General features: G+C 42.4%; 20 protein-coding genes. 17 read left to right on the top strand and 3 right to left on the bottom strand.

The window, feature by feature from the left end:
- The first annotated feature begins 3 nt into the window (after nucleotides 1-3).
- The 12 genes from gspK to ACS72_RS04040 all read left to right on the top strand — a co-directional run bounded on the left by gspK (nucleotide 4) and on the right by ACS72_RS04040 (nucleotide 9,145).
- Nucleotides 4-951, top strand: coding sequence for a type II secretion system minor pseudopilin GspK (gspK, locus tag ACS72_RS04095; RefSeq protein WP_048881307.1), 948 nt, complete (start codon nucleotides 4-6; stop codon nucleotides 949-951).
- A gap of 147 nt (nucleotides 952-1,098) precedes the next feature.
- A complete protein-coding gene (locus tag ACS72_RS04090) occupies nucleotides 1,099-1,695 on the top strand; it encodes a 6-carboxytetrahydropterin synthase (protein ID WP_048881306.1) in 597 nt (198 codons plus the stop codon).
- A 45-nt stretch (nucleotides 1,696-1,740) separates the two neighbouring features.
- The gene (gene ung / locus ACS72_RS04085) at nucleotides 1,741-2,457 is read left to right on the top strand and encodes a uracil-DNA glycosylase (RefSeq protein ID WP_048881305.1); all 717 of its coding nucleotides are present in this window, start codon (nucleotides 1,741-1,743) and stop codon (nucleotides 2,455-2,457) included.
- The gene (locus tag ACS72_RS04080; protein ID WP_004892809.1) at nucleotides 2,454-3,578 is read left to right on the top strand and encodes an enoyl-CoA hydratase/isomerase family protein; all 1,125 of its coding nucleotides are present in this window, start codon (nucleotides 2,454-2,456) and stop codon (nucleotides 3,576-3,578) included. The genes ung and ACS72_RS04080 overlap by 4 nt, the downstream gene beginning before the upstream one ends.
- 3 nt (nucleotides 3,579-3,581) lie before the next feature.
- The gene (gene tadA / locus ACS72_RS04075; RefSeq protein ID WP_048881304.1) at nucleotides 3,582-4,103 is read left to right on the top strand and encodes a tRNA adenosine(34) deaminase TadA; all 522 of its coding nucleotides are present in this window, start codon (nucleotides 3,582-3,584) and stop codon (nucleotides 4,101-4,103) included.
- A 51-nt stretch (nucleotides 4,104-4,154) separates the two neighbouring features.
- On the top strand, nucleotides 4,155-4,586 hold the full coding sequence (locus tag ACS72_RS04070) for an SRPBCC family protein (protein WP_048881303.1): 432 nt from the start codon (nucleotides 4,155-4,157) through the stop codon (nucleotides 4,584-4,586).
- 17 nt (nucleotides 4,587-4,603) lie between these two features.
- The gene (gene cmk / locus ACS72_RS04065; RefSeq protein WP_004815601.1) at nucleotides 4,604-5,287 is read left to right on the top strand and encodes a (d)CMP kinase; all 684 of its coding nucleotides are present in this window, start codon (nucleotides 4,604-4,606) and stop codon (nucleotides 5,285-5,287) included.
- Nucleotides 5,288-5,402: 115 nt separating this feature from the next.
- A complete protein-coding gene (rpsA, locus tag ACS72_RS04060) occupies nucleotides 5,403-7,079 on the top strand; it encodes a 30S ribosomal protein S1 (RefSeq protein WP_004815604.1) in 1,677 nt (558 codons plus the stop codon).
- Between the two features lie 163 nt (nucleotides 7,080-7,242).
- On the top strand, nucleotides 7,243-7,548 hold the full coding sequence (locus ACS72_RS04055) for an integration host factor subunit beta (protein WP_004815605.1): 306 nt from the start codon (nucleotides 7,243-7,245) through the stop codon (nucleotides 7,546-7,548).
- Between the two features lie 15 nt (nucleotides 7,549-7,563).
- Nucleotides 7,564-7,929 carry a lipopolysaccharide assembly protein LapA domain-containing protein gene (locus tag ACS72_RS04050; protein ID WP_004815608.1) on the top strand — a complete coding sequence of 122 codons (366 nt, stop codon included), beginning with the start codon at nucleotides 7,564-7,566 and terminating at the stop codon, nucleotides 7,927-7,929.
- A 250-nt stretch (nucleotides 7,930-8,179) separates the two neighbouring features.
- Nucleotides 8,180-8,860, top strand: coding sequence for an orotidine-5'-phosphate decarboxylase (pyrF, locus tag ACS72_RS04045; protein ID WP_048881302.1), 681 nt, complete (start codon nucleotides 8,180-8,182; stop codon nucleotides 8,858-8,860).
- An 87-nt stretch (nucleotides 8,861-8,947) separates the two neighbouring features.
- Nucleotides 8,948-9,145 (top strand): hypothetical protein, encoded by a 198-nt coding sequence (locus tag ACS72_RS04040; RefSeq protein ID WP_004892820.1) that lies wholly within the window; start codon nucleotides 8,948-8,950, stop codon nucleotides 9,143-9,145.
- 154 nt (nucleotides 9,146-9,299) lie between these two features.
- Here the strand turns inward: ACS72_RS04040 and ACS72_RS04035 are convergent, their stop codons facing one another.
- The gene (locus tag ACS72_RS04035; RefSeq protein WP_048881301.1) at nucleotides 9,300-10,208 is read right to left on the bottom strand and encodes a lysine exporter LysO family protein; all 909 of its coding nucleotides are present in this window, start codon (nucleotides 10,206-10,208) and stop codon (nucleotides 9,300-9,302) included.
- 60 nt (nucleotides 10,209-10,268) lie between these two features.
- Complete coding sequence (locus ACS72_RS04030) at nucleotides 10,269-11,753, bottom strand: NAD(P)/FAD-dependent oxidoreductase (RefSeq protein ID WP_048881300.1); 1,485 nt, start codon at nucleotides 11,751-11,753, stop codon at nucleotides 10,269-10,271.
- Nucleotides 11,754-11,907: 154 nt separating this feature from the next.
- Between ACS72_RS04030 and ACS72_RS04025 the strand changes: the two genes are divergently transcribed.
- The 5 genes from ACS72_RS04025 to ACS72_RS04005 all read left to right on the top strand — a co-directional run bounded on the left by ACS72_RS04025 (nucleotide 11,908) and on the right by ACS72_RS04005 (nucleotide 19,046).
- A complete protein-coding gene (locus ACS72_RS04025) occupies nucleotides 11,908-12,915 on the top strand; it encodes an AraC family transcriptional regulator (protein WP_048881299.1) in 1,008 nt (335 codons plus the stop codon).
- Nucleotides 12,916-13,000: 85 nt separating this feature from the next.
- A complete protein-coding gene (gene zapE, locus ACS72_RS04020; protein ID WP_048881298.1) occupies nucleotides 13,001-14,152 on the top strand; it encodes a cell division protein ZapE in 1,152 nt (383 codons plus the stop codon).
- A gap of 361 nt (nucleotides 14,153-14,513) precedes the next feature.
- Entirely contained in the window at nucleotides 14,514-16,679 is a 2,166-nt protein-coding gene (locus ACS72_RS04015; RefSeq protein WP_048881297.1) for a malate synthase G, read from the top strand.
- Between the two features lie 182 nt (nucleotides 16,680-16,861).
- Complete coding sequence (locus ACS72_RS04010; protein WP_048881296.1) at nucleotides 16,862-18,307, top strand: aldehyde dehydrogenase family protein; 1,446 nt, start codon at nucleotides 16,862-16,864, stop codon at nucleotides 18,305-18,307.
- Between the two features lie 79 nt (nucleotides 18,308-18,386).
- Entirely contained in the window at nucleotides 18,387-19,046 is a 660-nt protein-coding gene (locus tag ACS72_RS04005) for an SOS response-associated peptidase (RefSeq protein ID WP_048881295.1), read from the top strand.
- Between the two features lie 93 nt (nucleotides 19,047-19,139).
- Here the strand turns inward: ACS72_RS04005 and ACS72_RS04000 are convergent, their stop codons facing one another.
- On the bottom strand, nucleotides 19,140-19,604 hold the full coding sequence (locus tag ACS72_RS04000; protein ID WP_004815629.1) for a MarR family winged helix-turn-helix transcriptional regulator: 465 nt from the start codon (nucleotides 19,602-19,604) through the stop codon (nucleotides 19,140-19,142).
- Nucleotides 19,605-19,740 lie beyond the last annotated feature (136 nt).

The raw sequence follows: 19,740 nt of genomic DNA, 5'->3' as shown, positions 1-19,740 counted from the left end.
AGTATGAAGCAGCAACAGGGTATCGCATTAATAACCATTCTGGTCATGGTTGCACTGGCAACCATCCTGGCGGCAACGATTGCCAAACGTCAGGCTGCGACCGCGGAAAGTACAGCTTATCTGATGCGCCAAAATCAGTCCTTGATGTATGCCAAAAGTGCTGAAGCCTTCTTTTCCGAGTTGCTTGTAGATGATGCTGAAAATGCCGCTGATATTGATCATCTGAACGAAACCTGGGCACAACAGATGCCACCTTTTCCTGTGGATGATGGCTATATTGCTGGCAGGCTAGAGGATGAGTCGGGCAAGTTTAATCTGAACAGTCTGGTGGCTGAAGATGGAACCGTAAATGAACCGGCGAAAAAATGGTTTGAACTGATTTTGAAACGGGTTGGATTACCGGAACAATTAAGTGAAGCAGTGATTGACTGGCAGGATCAAGATGAACTGCCAATTGGTGCTATGGGAGCAGAATCCATTCATTATCAAGGTTTGCCAAATGCTGCATTGCCACCCAATGCCAATTTTCATAGTATAGAACAACTCAAGCTGGTACGAGGTTTTGAAGAGAACCGCTATAAACTGCTGCTGCCATACGTAACGGCAGCCCCGCTAAAGGATACGCAGGTGAATATCAATACGGCACCAGCGGCTTTGCTGGCAAGTCTGGATGACAAGCTGGATGTGAATGCTGTGCAACAAGCTTTGGATCTTAAATTTGGTAAACAGGAGCACTTTGCTAATATATCTGAACTTTGGCAAGTCGCTCCTTTTGATCAGGTAGCTGCTGAAAATCGTAACCAGTTTGCCACGCTATTGGGCGTAAAGTCCCAGTTCTTTAAAGCACGGATTGAAGTGATGCTGAGTGAACGTAAGCGTCAGTTTAGCAGTGATCTGATACGGCAAGATAAGCAGGTCTATGTCTCGTATCGCAGTATGGCGCCATTTTAAATTATCTTCATACTTCAGCCAGAGTGCGTAGAAGCTGTATATGATCCGTTTTGTCTATTAACGTGAACTGCAAAATTAATCCTCCTTCTTCTAGTTTTGCTTTATAATTGTAGTGAATTCACCTATTTTTTGACGACATTACGGCACATGTTAATTCGTAAGCTATTTAAGTTTGAAAATGCTCATATCGTGCGAAATTGCACATCGGATCGCTGTAAGCGTTCGATCCATGGTCATAGTTATAAAGTAGAATTATTACTGAAAGCCTCTAAGCTCGATCATGGTCAGATGGTATATGACTTTGGCTTGCTAAAAGGTGTCATCAAGGACTTTTTTGATTCATTCGATCATGCTATCTGCTTTTGGCAGGATGATAATCCCGAATACATTCAGGCCTGCAAGAATTTTAGTGCACGTTGGGTGTCATTGCCAGTATCGCCGTCTGCTGAACAGTTCTCGCGTATTTTCTTCTTTTTAGCGCAGCAGGTGCTGGCTTCAACCATTACCCAGAATGGTGAAGGAGATGTTGAGGTGTATTCCGTGATTGTGCATGAAACCGATACCGGTTACGCGCAAAGCTTTTTGGAAGATATCGAAAATGAGCAAATGGGGCTACTTAACCTGGATCAGATTGAATTTTCTGAACAGGTACAAGCTGAATGGACCGATCCTGATATGTTCAACAAGTTGAAACAGGGAATTCCATTCCACAACCCAACCGTAGACTTACAGGTAAAAGTTTAAGCTGTTTCAGTTTTAAACTGCATGACATCAATTTAGGATGAAAAAATGTCTTTATTAACTGAACAGCAAATTGCAAAACTGAATAAAGTCCAGCTGGATGAAAGCTGGAAATATAGCCTGAGTGATTTTTTACTCGGTGCAAAAATGGATGCACTTAAAAATTTTCTGATTGAAGAAAAGAAAGCAGACAAAGTTATTTATCCACCGAATCATCTGATTTTTAATGCGCTAAATACGACACCGCTGGATCAGGTGAAAGTGGTGATTTTAGGACAGGATCCTTATCATGGCCCGAATCAAGCACATGGCTTGAGTTTCTCGGTGCAAAAAGGGGTTGTATTGCCTCCATCTTTGCGTAATATTTTTCATGAGTTGCATTCGGATCTGGGCGTGCCTATTCCTAAACATGGCAACTTGACCCATTGGGCAGAGCAAGGTGTATTGCTCCTGAATGCAGTATTAACCGTAGAAGCGGGCCAGCCGACTTCACATCAAAAACGTGGCTGGGAAGAATTTACTGATCACGTGATTGATGTCATTAATGAACAACGTGAAAATGTAGTCTTTATTCTTTGGGGTGCTTACGCGCAGCGTAAAGGACAACGCATTGACCAGAATAAACATCTTGTACTTAAAGCCGCACACCCGTCGCCGTTGTCGGCAAACCGTGGCGGATTCTTTGGTTGTAAAGTATTTTCCAAAGCAAACAATTATCTTAAACAACATGGCATTGAGCCTATAGATTGGCAGCTGGACGCATGACATATTCTCCTGTATCAAAACAATATCACTCGGATTTGATTGTCGAAGAAGCCCAAAATGGATGGCGCATCGTTCGATTAAATCGTCCGAAATCACTACATGCACTGGATGAAACCATTGCATCGGCCTTGCTTGAGGTTTTTGAAGATTTTCATCACGATGACAATGTAAAAGCAATTTGGTTCGATTCGACCACCCCTAAAGCATTCTGTGCAGGTGGAGATGTACGTAAATTGCGTCAGTTAGTCATCAATGATGAAGTTGCAACTGCGAACAAATTCTTTGAGCAGGAATATGCTTTAGATCTGTTGTTACATAACTATGCCAAACCAGTGCTGGTATGGGGCGAAGGTTATGTGATGGGTGGTGGTCTAGGTTTATTTATGGCAGCACCGTTCCGTCTGGTAACGCCATATTCCCGTCTGGCAATGCCTGAAATCAATATCGGTCTGTATCCAGATGTTGGTGCAACGCGTTTCCTGGCAGACCGTGGTGCGATTGGTTTATTTACCGGTTTAACAGGTTCAATCATGACCGCGGCTGGCGCGTATGGTATTGGCTGGGCTACCCATATCTGCGATATGCAGCGTGATGCTGTTCTGCACAAAATGGTCAATGTTGACTGGGAGCATTATCCGGCGGGAGATTTCCGCGCTATTGATGATACGTTAAACAGTATGCATCGTCCTGTAGGGCCTGGACCATTGCAAAATTCACTTGATGTCATTCATAGTGTCTGCCGTGGCGTTAACTTTGAACATGATTATGAAGCGATTGTTGGTTTAAGAGATGCGCGTAGCGACTGGTTGCGTCAAGCCAGTGAAAATCTTCAAAAAGGTTCTCCAGCGACTGCTGCCTTAACTTGGTTATTATGGCAATGGGGTAAACAGGTACATTCCTGGAATGAAGTTTTTGAGCTGGAAATCCAGATTTCCGATTGGAAAATCCGTCATCCGGACTTTGTCGAAGGTGTGCGGGCACGTCTGGTCGATAAGGATCTATCTCCGGAATGGGAGAAAGGTACTGACCTGAGTCTGAAAGGTATCTTTGGCAATAATCCACCCGTCACTCAAATTGACAGCTGGAATGCGTTATTAAGACAGTATGGTGTCATCAGCTGATTCATGACTGAACATATTAAAACCGATGCAGAGTGGATGCAGTTTGCCTATGAGCAGGCTGCATTAGCGGCAGCGCAGAGAGAAATTCCTGTGGGTGCAATTATTGTTAGTGATAACCAGATTATTGGTCAAGGCTTCAATTCTCCAATTTCATTGAATGACCCTACCGCACATGCAGAGATTGTAGCCATTCGTGAAGCCTGTCAGGCCATTCAAAACTACCGCCTGCCTGATGATGCAGTTCTCTACGTGACTTTGGAGCCTTGCACCATGTGTGTAGGGGCACTGGTACATTCACGGATTTCTCGCGTGGTTTTTGGTACCACAGAGCCGAAAGCAGGCTCACTGATCAGTGCACGTAAGCTCTTTGAAACTGGCTACTACAATCATGTTTTTGAGTTTGAGTCGGGATGCCTGCAAGCGCAGTGTGCCGGGCAGCTCAGCGATTTCTTTAGAATGCGCCGGGAACAGAAAAGACAATTAAAGTTACAAGAAAAGCAAATGAATGATCAGAATCAGGCCTGAATTCTGTTTAATATTAGCCCTTAAAAATAACAACCCTAACCAGGACTTATGATGAACGCCATACAAGTAAAAAAAGAATTTCCTGCACCTTTAGCGCAGGTGTTTGACTTGTTGTCTAAGCATGCAACTTATAATGTAGCCTTTGCACCTATTCAGGTGGAACGTATCAAGGATTCTGCGGATCCTGAACGTCCTGATGGTCTGGGGTCAATTCGTAGCCTGGGTATTGGGCCGATCAAGCCGTTAAAGGAACAGATCACACTACTTGAGCCGAATTCGCGGATTGAATATAAAATTATTAAAAATCCGCTGGTGAAACATCACTTGGGTATTATCGAGTTTGAAGCAGTTTCAGCTGATAAGACACTGGTGACCTATACCATTGAATTGCAGGCTCGTGCACCCTTTGTCAGCAAATTAATCCTTGCACAGCTAAAAGCAGGGATTAAACTAGGCTTCGCGAAACTCGCAAAATCTGTTTAAACAACAATGGAAAAGCAATGACAGTTCAAATTATTACCATTGATGGACCAAGTGGTTCGGGCAAGGGGACACTCGCTGCGAAAATTGCAGCTCATTATGGTTTCCATCTGTTAGATTCAGGTGCGTTATATCGCTTGCTTGGATTGTCATTGCAGCAGCAGGATTTGCTGGAATCATTAGATAGTGAACTGGAAAAATGCGTACACATTGCTACAAATTTAGACATCCAGTTTACAAGTACTGCAACCGGAATACAGGTATGGTTAGAAGGTGAGGATGTGACCCACACCATCCGTACTGAACGTGTTGGTGAGTTTGCCTCAAAAGTTGCTGCAATTCCTGAACTTAGAGCTGCATTAGTCGGCCGCCAGCATGCTTTTGCACAAGCACCAGGTCTGGTGGCAGATGGTCGTGACATGGCAACCAGCATCTTTCCGAATGCCCAAGCCAAGATATATTTGACCGCATCGGCTGAATCACGTGCGAACAGACGAGTAAAGCAGTTGCAGGGCATGGGGCTGGATGCTAAAATAAGCGACATTTTAGCAAATATACAGGCTCGAGATAAAAGAGATATGGAACGCACGGTCGCTCCGCTCAAGCCAGCAGCAGATGCTTATATTATCGACAGCTCAGAACTGGGTATCGATGAAGTATTTAATCTGATGACCGCTTATATCGACAGCCAGTTAGCTCATTAACCGAATTATCAAATTCAGCAGACGCATAGCTCGATCAGTTTTATATGGGACTATGTAGACGCTTAACTAAACCGGCCTTGTCTGATCCAAGACCGCTGACTTTATCGGAAATATCATGACCGAATCTTTTGCAGCCCTCTTTGAAGAAAGCGAATTAAACCTCAACGTTGAAAAGGGTGCAGTCATCCAAGGCGTTGTAGTAAGCATCGACTCTGACTGGGTAACTGTTGACACTGGCCTTAAATCTGAAGGTGTTGTTGACCGTGCTGAGTTCTTAAATGAACAACGCGAACTTGAAGTTCAAGTTGGCGACACTGTAGACGTAGTTGTTGAAGCACTTGACAACGGTATGGGTCAAACTGTTCTTTCTCGCGAAAAAGCTAAACGCGCTGAGACTTGGACTAAACTTGAAAAAATCTTTGAAGACGGCGAAATCGTTACTGGTGTTATCTCTGGTAAAGTTAAAGGCGGTTTCACTGTTGACATCGGTCCAGTACGTGCGTTCCTTCCTGGTTCTTTAGTTGATACTCGTCCTATTCGTGATACGACTCACTTAGAAGGCAAAGAGTTAGAATTCAAAGTAATCAAGCTTGACGCTAAACGTAACAACGTTGTTGTTTCACGTCGTGCTGTTATGGAAGCTGAATCTTCAGCTGACCGTGAAGCGCTTCTTGCTCAGCTTGAAGAAGGTCAAACAGTTACTGGTACGATTAAGAACCTTACTGACTACGGCGCGTTCGTTGACCTTGGCGGTATCGACGGTCTTCTTCACATCACTGACATGGCTTGGAAACGTATCAAGCACCCATCAGAAGTTGTTGAAGTTGGTCAAGAAGTTACTGTTAAAGTACTTAAATTCGACCGCGAACGTAACCGCGTATCTTTAGGCCTTAAACAATTAGGCGAAGATCCATGGTTAGCGATCATGAGCCGTTACCCTAAAGGTTCTATCGTTAAAGCTCGCGTAACTAACCTAACTGACTACGGCTGTTTCGCAGAAATCGCTGAAGGCGTTGAAGGTCTAGTACACGTGTCTGAAATGGACCACACGAACAAAAACATCCACCCATCTAAAGTTGTTCAGATTGGTGACGAAGTTGACGTTATGGTTCTTGAAGTAGACGAAGAGCGTCGTCGTATTTCTCTTGGTATCAAACAAACTCGTGCTAACCCATGGGAAGAGTTTGCTAAGAACCACGACAAAGGCGAGAAAGTATCTGGTACGATCAAGTCTATCACTGACTTTGGTATCTTCATTGGTTTACCAGGCGGTATCGATGGTCTAGTTCACTTGTCTGACATTTCTTGGAATGAACAAGGTGAAGAAGCGATTCGTCGTTACAAGAAAGGTGACACAGTTGAAGCGGTTATCTTGTCTGTAGACGCTGAAGGCAACCGTATCAGCCTTGGCATCAAACAATTGAACAGCGATCCATTCAACGATTTCTTAGCTGCTAACGAACGCGGTGCGCTTGTTAAAGGTACTGTAACTGCTGTTGACGCTAAAGGCGCTACAGTTAAGTTAGCTGACGAAGTTGAAGCGACTCTTAAAGCATCTGAAATCAACCGCGACCGCGTTGAAGATGCAACTAAGTTCCTTGAAGTTGGTCAAGAAGTTGAAGCTAAGATCATCAATGTAGATCGTAAATCTCGCTCTATCAACTTGTCTATCAAAGCGAAAGACGAAGCTGAAGAGAAAGAAGCAGTTGCTAACTTGAAAACAGCTGCTGCTGGTCAAGAAAATGGTCCTAAGACTATTGGTGACCTGATCAAGGCGCAAATGAGCAACTAAGTAAGCACAGGAAATGTATTGTTAATGTAAGTTAACTAATATTTTCTGAACGATTACTGTAAACGGTAGCGTAGTATTTAATTATTGCGCTACCGTTTTGTATTTAAACAGGTTATTATCGCCATAGAGAGTCCAAGTAGCTTGATAATTAAAGAGGTCGCAGATGACTACTGAAGCACTTAATAAGTCTGATTTAATAGAGCGTATTTCCCTAAAGAACCCGCATTTAGCTGAGCCTTTAGTTGAAGAAGCTGTGAAGATCATGATCGATCAAATGATCGAAGCATTATCGACAGACAACCGTATTGAGATTCGTGGGTTTGGCAGCTTCGCATTGCATCATCGCGAGCCACGTATTGGTCGAAACCCGAAAACCGGTAAGTCTGTTGAAGTCGCAGCAAAAGCGGTTCCACACTTCAAACCAGGTAAGGCACTACGTGATGCTGTAAACGAATCAGCAAACAAATAATTCAAGGGGCGTGTTATGCGTTACGTACTCGTCGTTTTATTACTCGTTGTATTTGGGTATTCACTGGCACTGGTATTGCAAAATGGAACTGAACTATCTGTAGACCTGTTATTTACTCAGGTTCCTGCAATGCGTTTAGGCCTGTTATTGTTGTTGACACTGTCATTGGGTGTCATTCTTGGCCTATTGCTGGGTGTACAGGTATTTAAAGTTTTCCAAAACAGCTGGGAAATTAAGCGATTGCGTAAAGACATAGACCACCTGCGTAAAGAGCAGCTGAATACAGCGAAACTGATGGCAGCAGAAGCAGCTGCTCATTCACGCCATGAAAAGACAGTTGTTGATATCCATCCTCAGGATCGACCTTCGACACCTTTATAAGGATGTGATGTCATAACTTTGACTATTTAAACTTCTCCTGATTATATTTAAAGCACTCTGAGTCTTGCTCAGGGTGCTTTTTTATGCTTTAAGTTTTATAAACCCATTAAAAATAAAATTAATTAAAAAAAATGTTTTACAAATAAGAGATTTAAATTGAATTAAGAAACAGTTTTCATAATTTATATATTTGTTCATACAGCTGAAATCCGTATAATGCCTTAATTTTGTCAATTTAAAGGGTCTTGTTATGAGTATTATCGTTGCCTTGGATGCAAAAAGCCAATATGACGCATTAACGATTGCCGAGCAATTAGACCCTGAGCTTTGCCGTGTAAAAGTTGGTAAAGAGTTATTTACCCATGAAGGCCCATCAGTCGTCAAAGCACTGCAAGATAAAGGTTTTGAAGTGTTCCTTGATTTGAAATTTCACGATATTCCAAATACTACTGCGCAGGCAGTATGTGCAGCCGCAGACTTGGGTGTATGGATGGTGAATGTACATGCTTCTGGCGGTCGTAAAATGATGGAAACCTGTGTCGAGCGTCTTAAAGCTGGGAATTATAGTACCCAGCTGATCGCGGTAACGGTATTAACTTCAATGGGCCGTGAAGATTTAAAAGATATCGGTCTGGATATTGAACCCTTTGAGCATGTGAAACGTCTTGCTGCTTTGACCAAAGACAGTGGTCTAGATGGTGTGGTGTGTTCTGCGCAAGAAGCAAAAATGCTGCGCGAAACAATTGGTGCAGACTTTGCATTGGTAACGCCGGGGATCCGTCCGGAAGGCTCAAATGCTGATGATCAAAAACGTATCGTAACGCCAAAGCAGGCAATGCTAGATGGTTCGACGCATTTGGTGATTGGTCGTCCAATTACCAAATCTGAAAATATGCGTCAGACTTTAAAAGATATTCTGGCAACCTTGTAATTCTATCAATCCGATAAAAAGCCTTTCAAACGAAAGGCTTTTTTTATACATTGAAAAAACAATATAAAAATAAAAAAGGAATTTACAATGAAAACGCGAGAACAAAAATTACTGGAACAAAATCATGAATTGGAAAAAATAGCAGATCAGCTTGAACAGCAACGACTCCAGAAACAGTATAACTCTGCGAGTTCATGGAACTGGATGTCGCGTCTTGATGGTGTTGATATTGTAGAGCTGGCTTCAGAGATGGTTGATACAGTAGAAGAGCTATCAGGAGATTAACTTAAGTATTTGAACATGATTCTTCAATATTTTCCCTCACCCTTGTATACTCAAAATATATTTTGAGGCTCTTCATTTCCCAAGGGGGGCTTTATTCTATTATTTTAAGCTTCGCTTCTCTCCCTTTGGGAGAGATTTAAAGAAAGTTAATGAATTAGATGGCTGCTAAAACACTGACCATCACCGGTGCCAATACCGACAAAATAAAGCCGCTCAACATGGCATGCGGAATAAAATCATTACCACAGGCCTGTTTTACCATCGGTAAGGTGACATCCATAGATGTTGCACCTGCAGCTGCAATTGCAGCACGTGGATAGCGCCAGCCAAGACAATACATCAGTAGAATTGCAAAGATCTCCCGAAACAGATCATTCATCAGTGCAATACTGCCCAATTCAGCATTCCTGAGTTCAGTCACCACAATACCGCTCATCGAGTAGAAGCCATAACCTTGCGATAGCATAATCAGGTCTTGAAGTCTGATATCAGATTGCCATATGCCATAGAGCAGTACACTCAGTAGTGAACCGAGAATACAACCGAGTGGTACCAGCAGAATTTTCCAGTTTAGCCATGAGCGGTCGAGTGGAGAATAGGCAAGATCGACTCCAATCAGGAACATAAACACAAGCAATAAATGCCAGTTACTGATTTGTGCCTGAATATTTAAGCTACCTAAACCCGCATGCAGTAAATAACCCATGCCGAGCGCAATAAAGGCATAACCGATATTGATAAGTGATTTAATTACCAGTTGTGTAGAAACCCGTCCTGAGGAAGGTTGATAACCTGCCCACTTAAACAGCAGATAACAACAGGTAAAGGCACCCAGTGAAGTGATCGCTGCAATACTGAGAGAGGTACTCAGAATTTGATAAGGGTGCTTTAGTTCATCGAGAAGTTGTGAAAACTCAAAAGCAATCGCGATCAGTAGCACATAACTAAAATAGGGTAGAACGGCAAAAGAGACTTTAAAAACAGTTTGAGGCAACTTTCTGGCACACAGAAAGCCGATCGCCAGACAGAACAGCAATTGGAAAATAAGCCAAGAGGATTGCATAATCAGGAAAAATAAAAATTTTCCATATTATGCCATCCCTTTAACGAATATGTTGTTGCTTTAACTGGCTTTACTCAGTAAATGGTAATCTGATGGATTAGCCCACTTGGTTTTCAGCCAGTATTTCCAGGTGTAGGTAGGCCATAAGGCAAAATTTTTGCCGCCATCCTGTTGATACCAGCTCACGCAGCCCGATTGCCAGACAGTATTCTCCATCATGTGTTGTACCTGTGCGTTAAACTGCTCATGTACTTCATCTTTGACCAAGATCGCCTCAGTATGCGATTGTTCAACTATCTGGATTAACTGCAGGATATATTCTACTTGTGACTCGATCATAAACAGCACCGAGTTATGCGCCAGCACAGTATTTGGACCAAGCAGCTGGAACAAATTCGGGAAACTCTTGATACAGATACCATAATAGCTTTCCGCACCAGCTTTCCAGACCTCATTGAGCTTGATACCATTTAGACCAGTGCATTCAAAGTTTTTCAGATAAATACGTGGATCAGTAATAAAACCTGTGCCATAAATCAGGCAGTCAATCGGCCGTTTTATACCATCTGCAGTAATAATGCTGTCTTCTGTCAGTTCCTGAATCGTGTCAGTGACCAGTTCGACATTAGGTCGATTAAAGGTGGGGAAATATTTATTGGAAACCAGAATCCGTTTACAACCCATGATGTAATCTGGGATTAACTTTTGGGCAACTTTATTATCTTTGACCTGATAGCGGATATAAGCTTCAGCCAGTTTCTGTGTATATTTCATCACGGTCGGTTTTACGATAGGGACGACACGGGATTCATTCGACCAGTACAGACGAATACGATGTAATTTTCGAAACCAGTCAAAGCGTGCAAAAAGCTTCTTTTCCAAATCATGATACAGCCGCTTATCACGTGGAATCACCCAGGCTGCAGTGCGCTGCATCACATAGAGCTGTTTGCATTGTGGAGCGATTTCTGGAATGTACTGAATGGCACTGCCACCTGTTCCAATCGAAGTGACATTTTTACCAGTGAGGTCATAGCTGTGATCCCATTGAGAGGAGTGGAAGACTTTACCTTTAAATTTTTCGATTCCGCTAATCTTCGGAATTTGCGGGACATGCAAAGGACCGGATGCAAAAATGACATATTGTGCTTCCAGCTGTTCATCTTCATTTAAAGTTAATGCCCAGTGACAACGCTTTTCATCATAATGTGCAGCTTTAACTTCGGTATTTAGACGGGTAAATGCAGGAACATTGAATTCTTTGACCAGTTGTTGAATATAGACAAAGATTTCCGGCGCTTCTGCATATCTTTTTGACCAGTCAGCTTTCGGTGCATAAGATAGAGAATACATGTGAGATTGCACATCACAGGCTGCACCCGGATACTGATTTTCACGCCAAGTACCGCCAAAATCATTGGACTTTTCAAGAATTATAAAGTCTGTAATTCCTTGTTGTTGCAAACGAATGGCCATTGCAATTCCGCCAAAACCTGCACCAATAATAGCAATTTTGGTTGTGTTATTTTTCTTTGTAATATTCATGCTGTGCAATCCGTGCATATCCAGATTTATTAGAATATTGTAAAGTTCTAAGATCAAACATGATTAATAAGACGACAAAATTGATCAAAACGGCAATAGAGAATTTGTAAAATTTATAGTAAAACAGGAACAATCCTATTAAATTCAAATCGCAATGAAGAGATCGATACTCAGTTTGATGTACTTGATTCAGGGGATGCGCAAGGCAGGCATTGCATTGGAGCATAAGCTGGACAATATCGGGCTGCGTATAGATGACCTTGATCCTACGTCGATCATTCATCCCAGTCTGGAATATGATGTACTCAAAGTTGTAGGTGAGGGGGTTGCACCAGAAAAAGGGATCTTGATCGGACAGCATTATGCACTGGCGGGATATGGCCCGCTGCTCATGTTACTGGTGACTAGCCCTACCGTGAGAGATGCACTAGTTCATGGTATCCGTTTTCAGCAGTTAACCCATCTGACTGGGGAAATGAGTTTCAAGCAGGCTGGGCATCGCATTGCACTTTGCTATCGTCCGAGTAATTTGCAGGATCAATTAGGTCAGCTGGTCGCGCAGGCTGAAATCTCTGGGACTTACAAGTTTATTCAGGACCTATACAAGATGATGGGACTTTCGGTGCCTGAAGTAAGGATTGAATTGCCATTTCCAAAGCCGGAAGAGTTAAAACAGTTACAGCTCTACCATGATTATTATGGGCATCAGGTACAGTTCAATGCCGATCAGGCCGCTTTCTGGTTTGATGAAGCGGTGTTAAATGTCAAGATTCCTTCAGCAGATGAGATGACCTTCAAGCTGTATGAAAAGAAGTGTATTGCTGAACTGGAACGATTGCGTGAAGATGAAAAGACACCTTCATTAATCCAACGAGTGCAGGACTATTTGGAGCTGCAAAGTGGAGGAATGCCGACCATGGCAGAAACTGCGCAAGCCTTGAATATTCCGGAACGGACCTTACGGCATCAGCTACAGCAGCTGAATACCAGTTATAAGCAGATCCGTGAGGATATCATTAAGGATAAAGCCTTAAGAATGATTGAATATAAACAATATTCAATTGAAATTATTGCAGAATTGTTAGGATATTCTGAACCGGCGGCATTTAATCACGCATTTAAACGCTGGTTTGGTCAGAGTCCGCGCCAATATGTAAAATAGCCTAAGTTTGCTAATGCCAAAGTGTTATGGCTTGAAGTTAAATCTTCGCTATAATTTTTTATGAATCTCAATAGTAATGAACCTTATGTCCGACTTAAATTCACATCAGCATAACGCCTTTAGCCCCTTATCTCCTGCAGAACGTTATGCACAGGCACTGTCTTCGGGGCAGTTTATGCCGGATGATGCACAAGCGATTGCAGTACATGAGCTAGACCGTGTCTGGGTGGAGTTAATTCAACGCTTTAAGGCTTCCAAGAAAGCATTCCGCCGTTTCCGCCGTCAAACCTCACCGAAAGGTGTGTATATGTGGGGTGGTGTAGGTCGTGGTAAAACCTGGCTGATGGATCAGTTCTACGATTCCATTCCATTTCGCCGTAAAATCCGCATGCATTTTCACCACTTTATGCAGCATGTGCATCGTGAGCTGAACAAATTATCTGGTCAACGTAATCCGCTAGATTTGGTGGCAGACCAGATTTATAAAGATGCCGTGGTCATCTGTTTTGATGAATTTTTCGTATCGAATGTAACCGATGCCATGATCCTTAGTGATCTGTTTCAGAAACTGTTTGAGCGCGGCATTACCTTGGTCGCGACCTCGAATATTGCCCCAGATGGCCTATATAAAAATGGCATCCACCGTGACCGTTTTATTCCGACCATTGAGCTGGTAAAAAAGAATTGTGTAATTCTAAATGTCGATGCAGGTGTGGATTATCGTTTGCGTGTACTCAAACAGGCACAGTTATTCAAGTTCCCGTTAACGCATGATAATAAAAACTGGATGGCACAGCGTTTTAGCGCACTAACCCAGACCCAGCAGCATTCTGATGAACCGATCATCATCAATAACCGTATTGTCGAAACTGTGGCACATACCGAAGATGTATTATGGTGTGAATTTGCAGAACTGTGCCTGAAACCGCGTAGTCCGGCTGACTTTATTGAAATCGCCAATATCTATAATACTGTGCTGGTCAGCAATGTGCCGCACCTGACCGACTTCTTGAATGATGGTACACGCCGTTTCATTTACCTGGTAGATGAATTCTATGACCGTGGTGTGAAATTGCTACTCACTTCTGAAGACAATATCATTGACATCTACCAAGGTGAAAAACTGGCTTTCGAGATTGAACGGACCCGTTCACGTCTGCTGGAAATGCAATCAGATGAATACTTGCATTCGGAGCATCGCCAGATTGAGAAAATTGCCTCCAGCAATACTGAATAAAGCTTCAAAAAGCGTCGGTTAACCGGCGCTTTTTTTTTATGCAAAATTACTGGGCAGTTTATCGACAATAAGCACATTTCATGGCTTAATCGGACTTCAAGAATGACAATGTATATGGAAATGCGTGATTTTTGTGCGAAAATCTGAACTTAAGTCTAATTTCTACATTTCGAAAACTTTATACACTGTCATTAGGGTATTTAGTGAATTGATAACGAAACATTCCGATCAATATTAGCGGACATGAGGGTGACGCTAAATAAAATGATCATTATTTAGGAATGTGATAGTACTATTCAGCTAAATTTTAATCGTTATACTAGAATCTCTTGTATAAAAAGTAGCAATATCAGGAAAGACAATGACTGCACGTATTCAAAAAGGCAAGTTAGCGATTGCTAAAGAACTTTACGATTTTATCGAAAATGAAGCACTACCAGGTTCTGGTTTGGACAGCGAAACATACTGGAAAAACTTTGAACAAGTCGTTGTTGATCTTAGCCCTAAAAACAAAGCACTTTTGGCTAAGCGTGATGACATTCAGGCGAAAATCGATGAATGGCACCGCAATAACACATTTGAATTACAAGCTTACAAAGCTTTCTTGACTGAAATTGGCTACTTGCTACCAGAAGTAGAAGATTTTCAAATTACGACTGAAAACGTAGATGAAGAAATTGCACTATTGGCAGGCCCACAGTTAGTGGTACCTGTACGTAATGCACGTTACTGCTTAAATGCGGCAAACGCACGTTGGGGTTCTTTATACGATGCACTTTACGGTTTTGACGTAATCTCTGAAGAAGATGGCGCAGAAAAGGGTAAAGGCTATAATCCAAAACGTGGCGAAAAAGTTATCGCATTTGCGAAAAACTTCTTAGACGAAACTTTCCCATTGGCAAATGGTTCACATGCTGATGCAACCAAATATGCGGTTGAAGGAAATGCGCTTGTTGTAACGCTAAAAGATGGCTCTACAACAACTGTTGCAGATGCATCTAAATTCGTCGGTTATAACGGCGAAGCTGCTGCACCGACAGAAGTTGTACTTAAAAACAATGGTCTACATGCAATCATCCAAATTGATGCAGCAAGCGCAATTGGTCAAACTGATGCAGCTGGCGTAAAAGATGTAGTTCTTGAAGCTGCTGTAACGACAATCCAAGACTTGGAAGACTCAGTTGCAGCCGTTGATGCAGAAGAAAAAGTAGAAGGCTACCGTAACTGGTTAGGCTTGATGCGCGGTACGCTTGAAGAGTCAATTGAAAAGAATGGTAAGACAGTTACCCGTAAACTGAATGCTGACCGTACCTTCAAAAATCTTGAAGGTGGTGAGACTAAAGTTCACGGCCGTTCATTGATGTTACTTCGTAACGTAGGTCACTTGATGACTAACCCGGCGATCTTGGTAGATGGCGAAGAAATCTATGAAGGCATCATGGATGCATTGGTTACTCCGCTTCTTACGATTGCTGACATTCGTGGTGAAAACACGATCAAGAACTCACGTAAAGGTTCGATGTACATCGTGAAGCCTAAAATGCATGGTCCAGAAGAAGTTGCATTTGCGGTTGAGCTGTTTGAACGTGCTGAACAGGCGCTTGGCTTACCTGTGAAAACCCTGAAAATCGGGATTATGGATGAAGAACGCCGTACTTCGGTTAACCTGAAAAACTGTATTGCTCAGGCCAAAGACCGTACCATTTTCATTAATACTGGTTTCATGGACCGTACAGGTGATGAAATCCATACCTTCATGGAGGCAGGTCCATTCGTTCGTAAAGGCGAAATCAAAGGCCAAAAATGGTTCCCAGCTTATGAGAACCGTAACGTGATGGTAGGTCTGCAAACGGGTCTACGTGGTAAAGCACAGATTGGTAAAGGCATGTGGCCAAAACCAGACATGCTTTTAGACATGTACAAGACTAAGACTGAGCACCCTGAAGCAGGCGCGAGCTGTGCATGGGTTCCATCTCCAACAGGTGCAGTAATTCACGCGATTCACTACCATCAAATTAATGTAGCGAACCGTCAGCAAGAATTGCTTGCAACTGAAGCATTGCCTTTAGATGATCTATTAACACCACCTCTTGCGACTGATACCAACTGGTCTGAAGAAGAGAAACTGAAAGAACTGGAAAATAACTGTCAAGGTATCTTAGGTTATGTCGTTCGTTGGGTTGATCTAGGTGTAGGTTGTTCTAAAGTTCCAGACATCAACGATGTAGGTTTGATGGAAGACCGTGCAACTTTACGTATCTCTTCTCAACACGTTGCAAACTGGTTACGTCACGGTATCGTAAGTCGTGAACAGGTTGAAGAAGTGATGCAGCGTATGGCAAAAATTGTGGATGAGCAAAATGCCAATGATCCATTCTACACGCCAATGGCAGCTGACTTTGACAACAATATTGCATTCCAGGCTGCTTCTGACCTGATTTTCAAGGGTGGTGAGCAACCTGCAGGTTATACAGAGCCTTTACTTCATGCAGCGCGTTTAAAATTGAAAGGTTATACAGGTGACTAATCCTGTCTGATCTAAAAAAGCCTCTTCGGAGGCTTTTTTGTTGGCTATCTAAAATGAATCAGTTATTAAAAATAGAGAACATATAAATTTGTCGATAAAAGCGTAACAATTCGTCGCTCAGCTCTGATCTATAAAATTGTTCTGATAAAGTAGAGAAAAATTCACAAGTTGTAGGGATGGAAATGACAGCCTATCAAAATCTAGATCAACAATTTATTGGCGGGCAATGGCAGCAAGGCAGCTCGATCCACACGATTCAAAATTTTAATCCCTATACTCAACAGGAAATTTTTACCTTGCAGGCAGCAAGTACTGATGATGTAGATAGTGCTTATCAGGCAGCGCTGGCAGCGTTTGAGCAAGGTGCCTTAACTTCGGTTCAGGTGCGTAAAGGGCTGATCCAAAACCTGGCCAATATCATTCAGCGACGCCGTGAAGAGATTGTAGACTGGTTGATCCAGGAATCTGGTAGTACGCGCTTTAAGGCAAATCTTGAAGTAGATGCATCGCTGGGAATCATTCAGGAAAGTGCCAAATTCCCGGATTTAATCCAGCCAGAAGAGCTGGAAAGTCGAGATCCTGCACGTAAAAGTATTGTGATACGTAAACCGCTTGGTGTGATTGCAGTAATCAGCCCTTGGAATTTCCCTTTTCATTTATCCATGCGTTCAGTTATTACCGCAATCGCTTGCGGAAATACGGTTGTGCTCAAGCCGGCCAGCGATACGCCGGTCACAGGTGGAACACTGCTTGGAAAATTATTCGAAGAAGCGGGTACGCCACATGGTGTCTTTAATGTGATAGTCGGTACTGGCAAAGAAATCGGTGATTATTTTGTCGAACATCCTATTCCAAAAATGATTTCATTTACCGGTTCAACTGAAGTTGGGCAGGGTGTGGGAAGTAAAGCACTGTCAAGTTCGCGTATGAAACGTCTTGCACTGGAATTGGGTGGTAATGCACCACTAGTAATTCTGGATGATGCGGATCTGGATCTGGCAGTAGAACTTACTGTTATGGGACGCTTTATGCATCAAGGACAGATCTGTATGAGCACCAATCGGGTCATTGTTGATCAGAGCTTGCATGATGCTTATGTAGATAAACTGATAGAGCGCGTGAAAACCATCCCTGTGGGTAATCCAGACTTGCCAGAAACCATCATTGGACCAATTATTAATCAGAGCCAAGTTGAAAAGCATCGCAAGATTATCGAACATGCCAAACAACTAGATGCACAGCTGGTCTATGAAGGCGGTATAGAAGGAAATGTAGTGGCACCGCATATCTTTACTCATGTCGATCCTTACTTTGAAATCGCTCAGGAAGAAAGTTTTGGTCCGATTCTACCGATCCTAAAAGCAGATGATGAAGAACATGCACTGAATTTGGCAAATAACTCTCGCTTTGGGCTTTCCAGCGCAGTCTGTACCTCAAATATTGAACGCGGTGAACGTTTTGCTGCTCAAATAGATGCGGGTATGACGCACATTAATGGAATTACGGTTGCAGACCAACCGAATGCACCATTTGGTGGGGAGAAAAACTCAGGTCTGGGGCGTTTTAATGGACGTTGGATCTTTGAGGAATTTACCCGTACACATTGGATGACCTTGCCAAAACAATAGTCCTGTTAGCAAAAACACACAGGTCTGTGATCACCGAAGTATTATAATATTTCGGTGATTTTTTGTTTTTAAAGATTTTATGTGCGCTAACTTTAAACCGCTCACCTTACAGCAACTGCATGACCTTAATCTTCCTGAAATTCCGTTTGAATATCCGGAAGAAGTCTATCCCAATTATCAGCTGCCTTTGTTATTCAAGTCAGAATTTGGTTTGGAATGGCGCTCGGTGAATTTTGGTTTGATTCCAAAATGGGCTGAGGATAAAACCATCGGAACTCGCACCTATAATGCTCGTAACGAAACCTTGCTGCAGAAGCCTAGTTTTGCCGAGGCAACAGCGAAATGTAAATTTGGCGTAATCCCGGTAACAGAGTTTTATGAGTCTAAATATTTTGATAATAAGCCACAGCGCTGGGGTGTAAGACGTAAGGATGGGAAAGCATTTTATATTGCTGCCCTATATGAAATTGCACGTGTGCAGGATGAGATCGTACGTTCAAGCACCATGATTACCATGGACGCAATTGATCATCCTATGATGAAGGATTTCCATGAACCGGGAAATATCAAGCGTTCTGTTATTGTGATTCCACATCAGCGTATGGATGAATGGCTAAATCTGAAATTATCGAATATACAGTCTTTTGTTGAGGGATTTCCCGTAGAAGAGTTTGAGTGTTCACATGTACCCAAGGAGGTGATCAAAAAAATCAGTCCCCAAATGAATTTTTTTGAATGATTCCTGAAGAAGCAGAAAGATAAAGCTAGCCTATGAATTCATCTTTCTGCTTAAGTCACGCTAGTGCCTGATCAGTTTTTTATAGTTTTTAGATCAGCGCGCAAGGTTTTTGAAGATGTGACGTAAACTTTCCATAGTTTTTTCGATTTGAAGTGGTGTTAGGCCTTCAAATGACTGTTCCAGAACAATGTTAGTCAGGTCATTAATCTTATGGAACATCTCATGTCCTTTTTCTGTAAGAACCACACGCGTAATACGTGCATCGTCTTCACAAGAATAAGTATTAACCAGGCCTTCGTCTTTAAGACGATAGACGATTTTCGTGGTGGTCGACATTTTAGAAACCACCATCTCGGAAAGATCAGACACGCTCGCATGTGGTTTCGCTTTTAAGGCAAGCAGAATACGGCGACGTGAATTGTCAACGCCATATTTCTTGAGCGCGTGGTCAACATTTAAAACATATTGTGCGTGGACTTGAGTAACCCAATAGTAGGGAAAATTTTCTAAAGTAAATTCTTCTGTTGAAGGTAAAAACTTCGCATACTTTTTAGTCATGGTAGATTCCTTGTATTTATTTTTGTAAGGCAGTTACATTCTATGAAAATGTTTATATAAGTTTCAACCATTATTTTTAAAAAATGCGACAAAATGTGAATCAATGTTTTTAATAATGCTAATAATTGACACAAAT

It is taken from the genome of Acinetobacter sp. VT 511 (assembly GCF_001077515.1).
Lineage (GTDB): Bacteria > Pseudomonadota > Gammaproteobacteria > Pseudomonadales > Moraxellaceae > Acinetobacter > Acinetobacter schindleri.
Note: the sequence above shows the minus strand (reverse complement) of the source record. Positions and strands in the feature narration are given on the sequence as shown.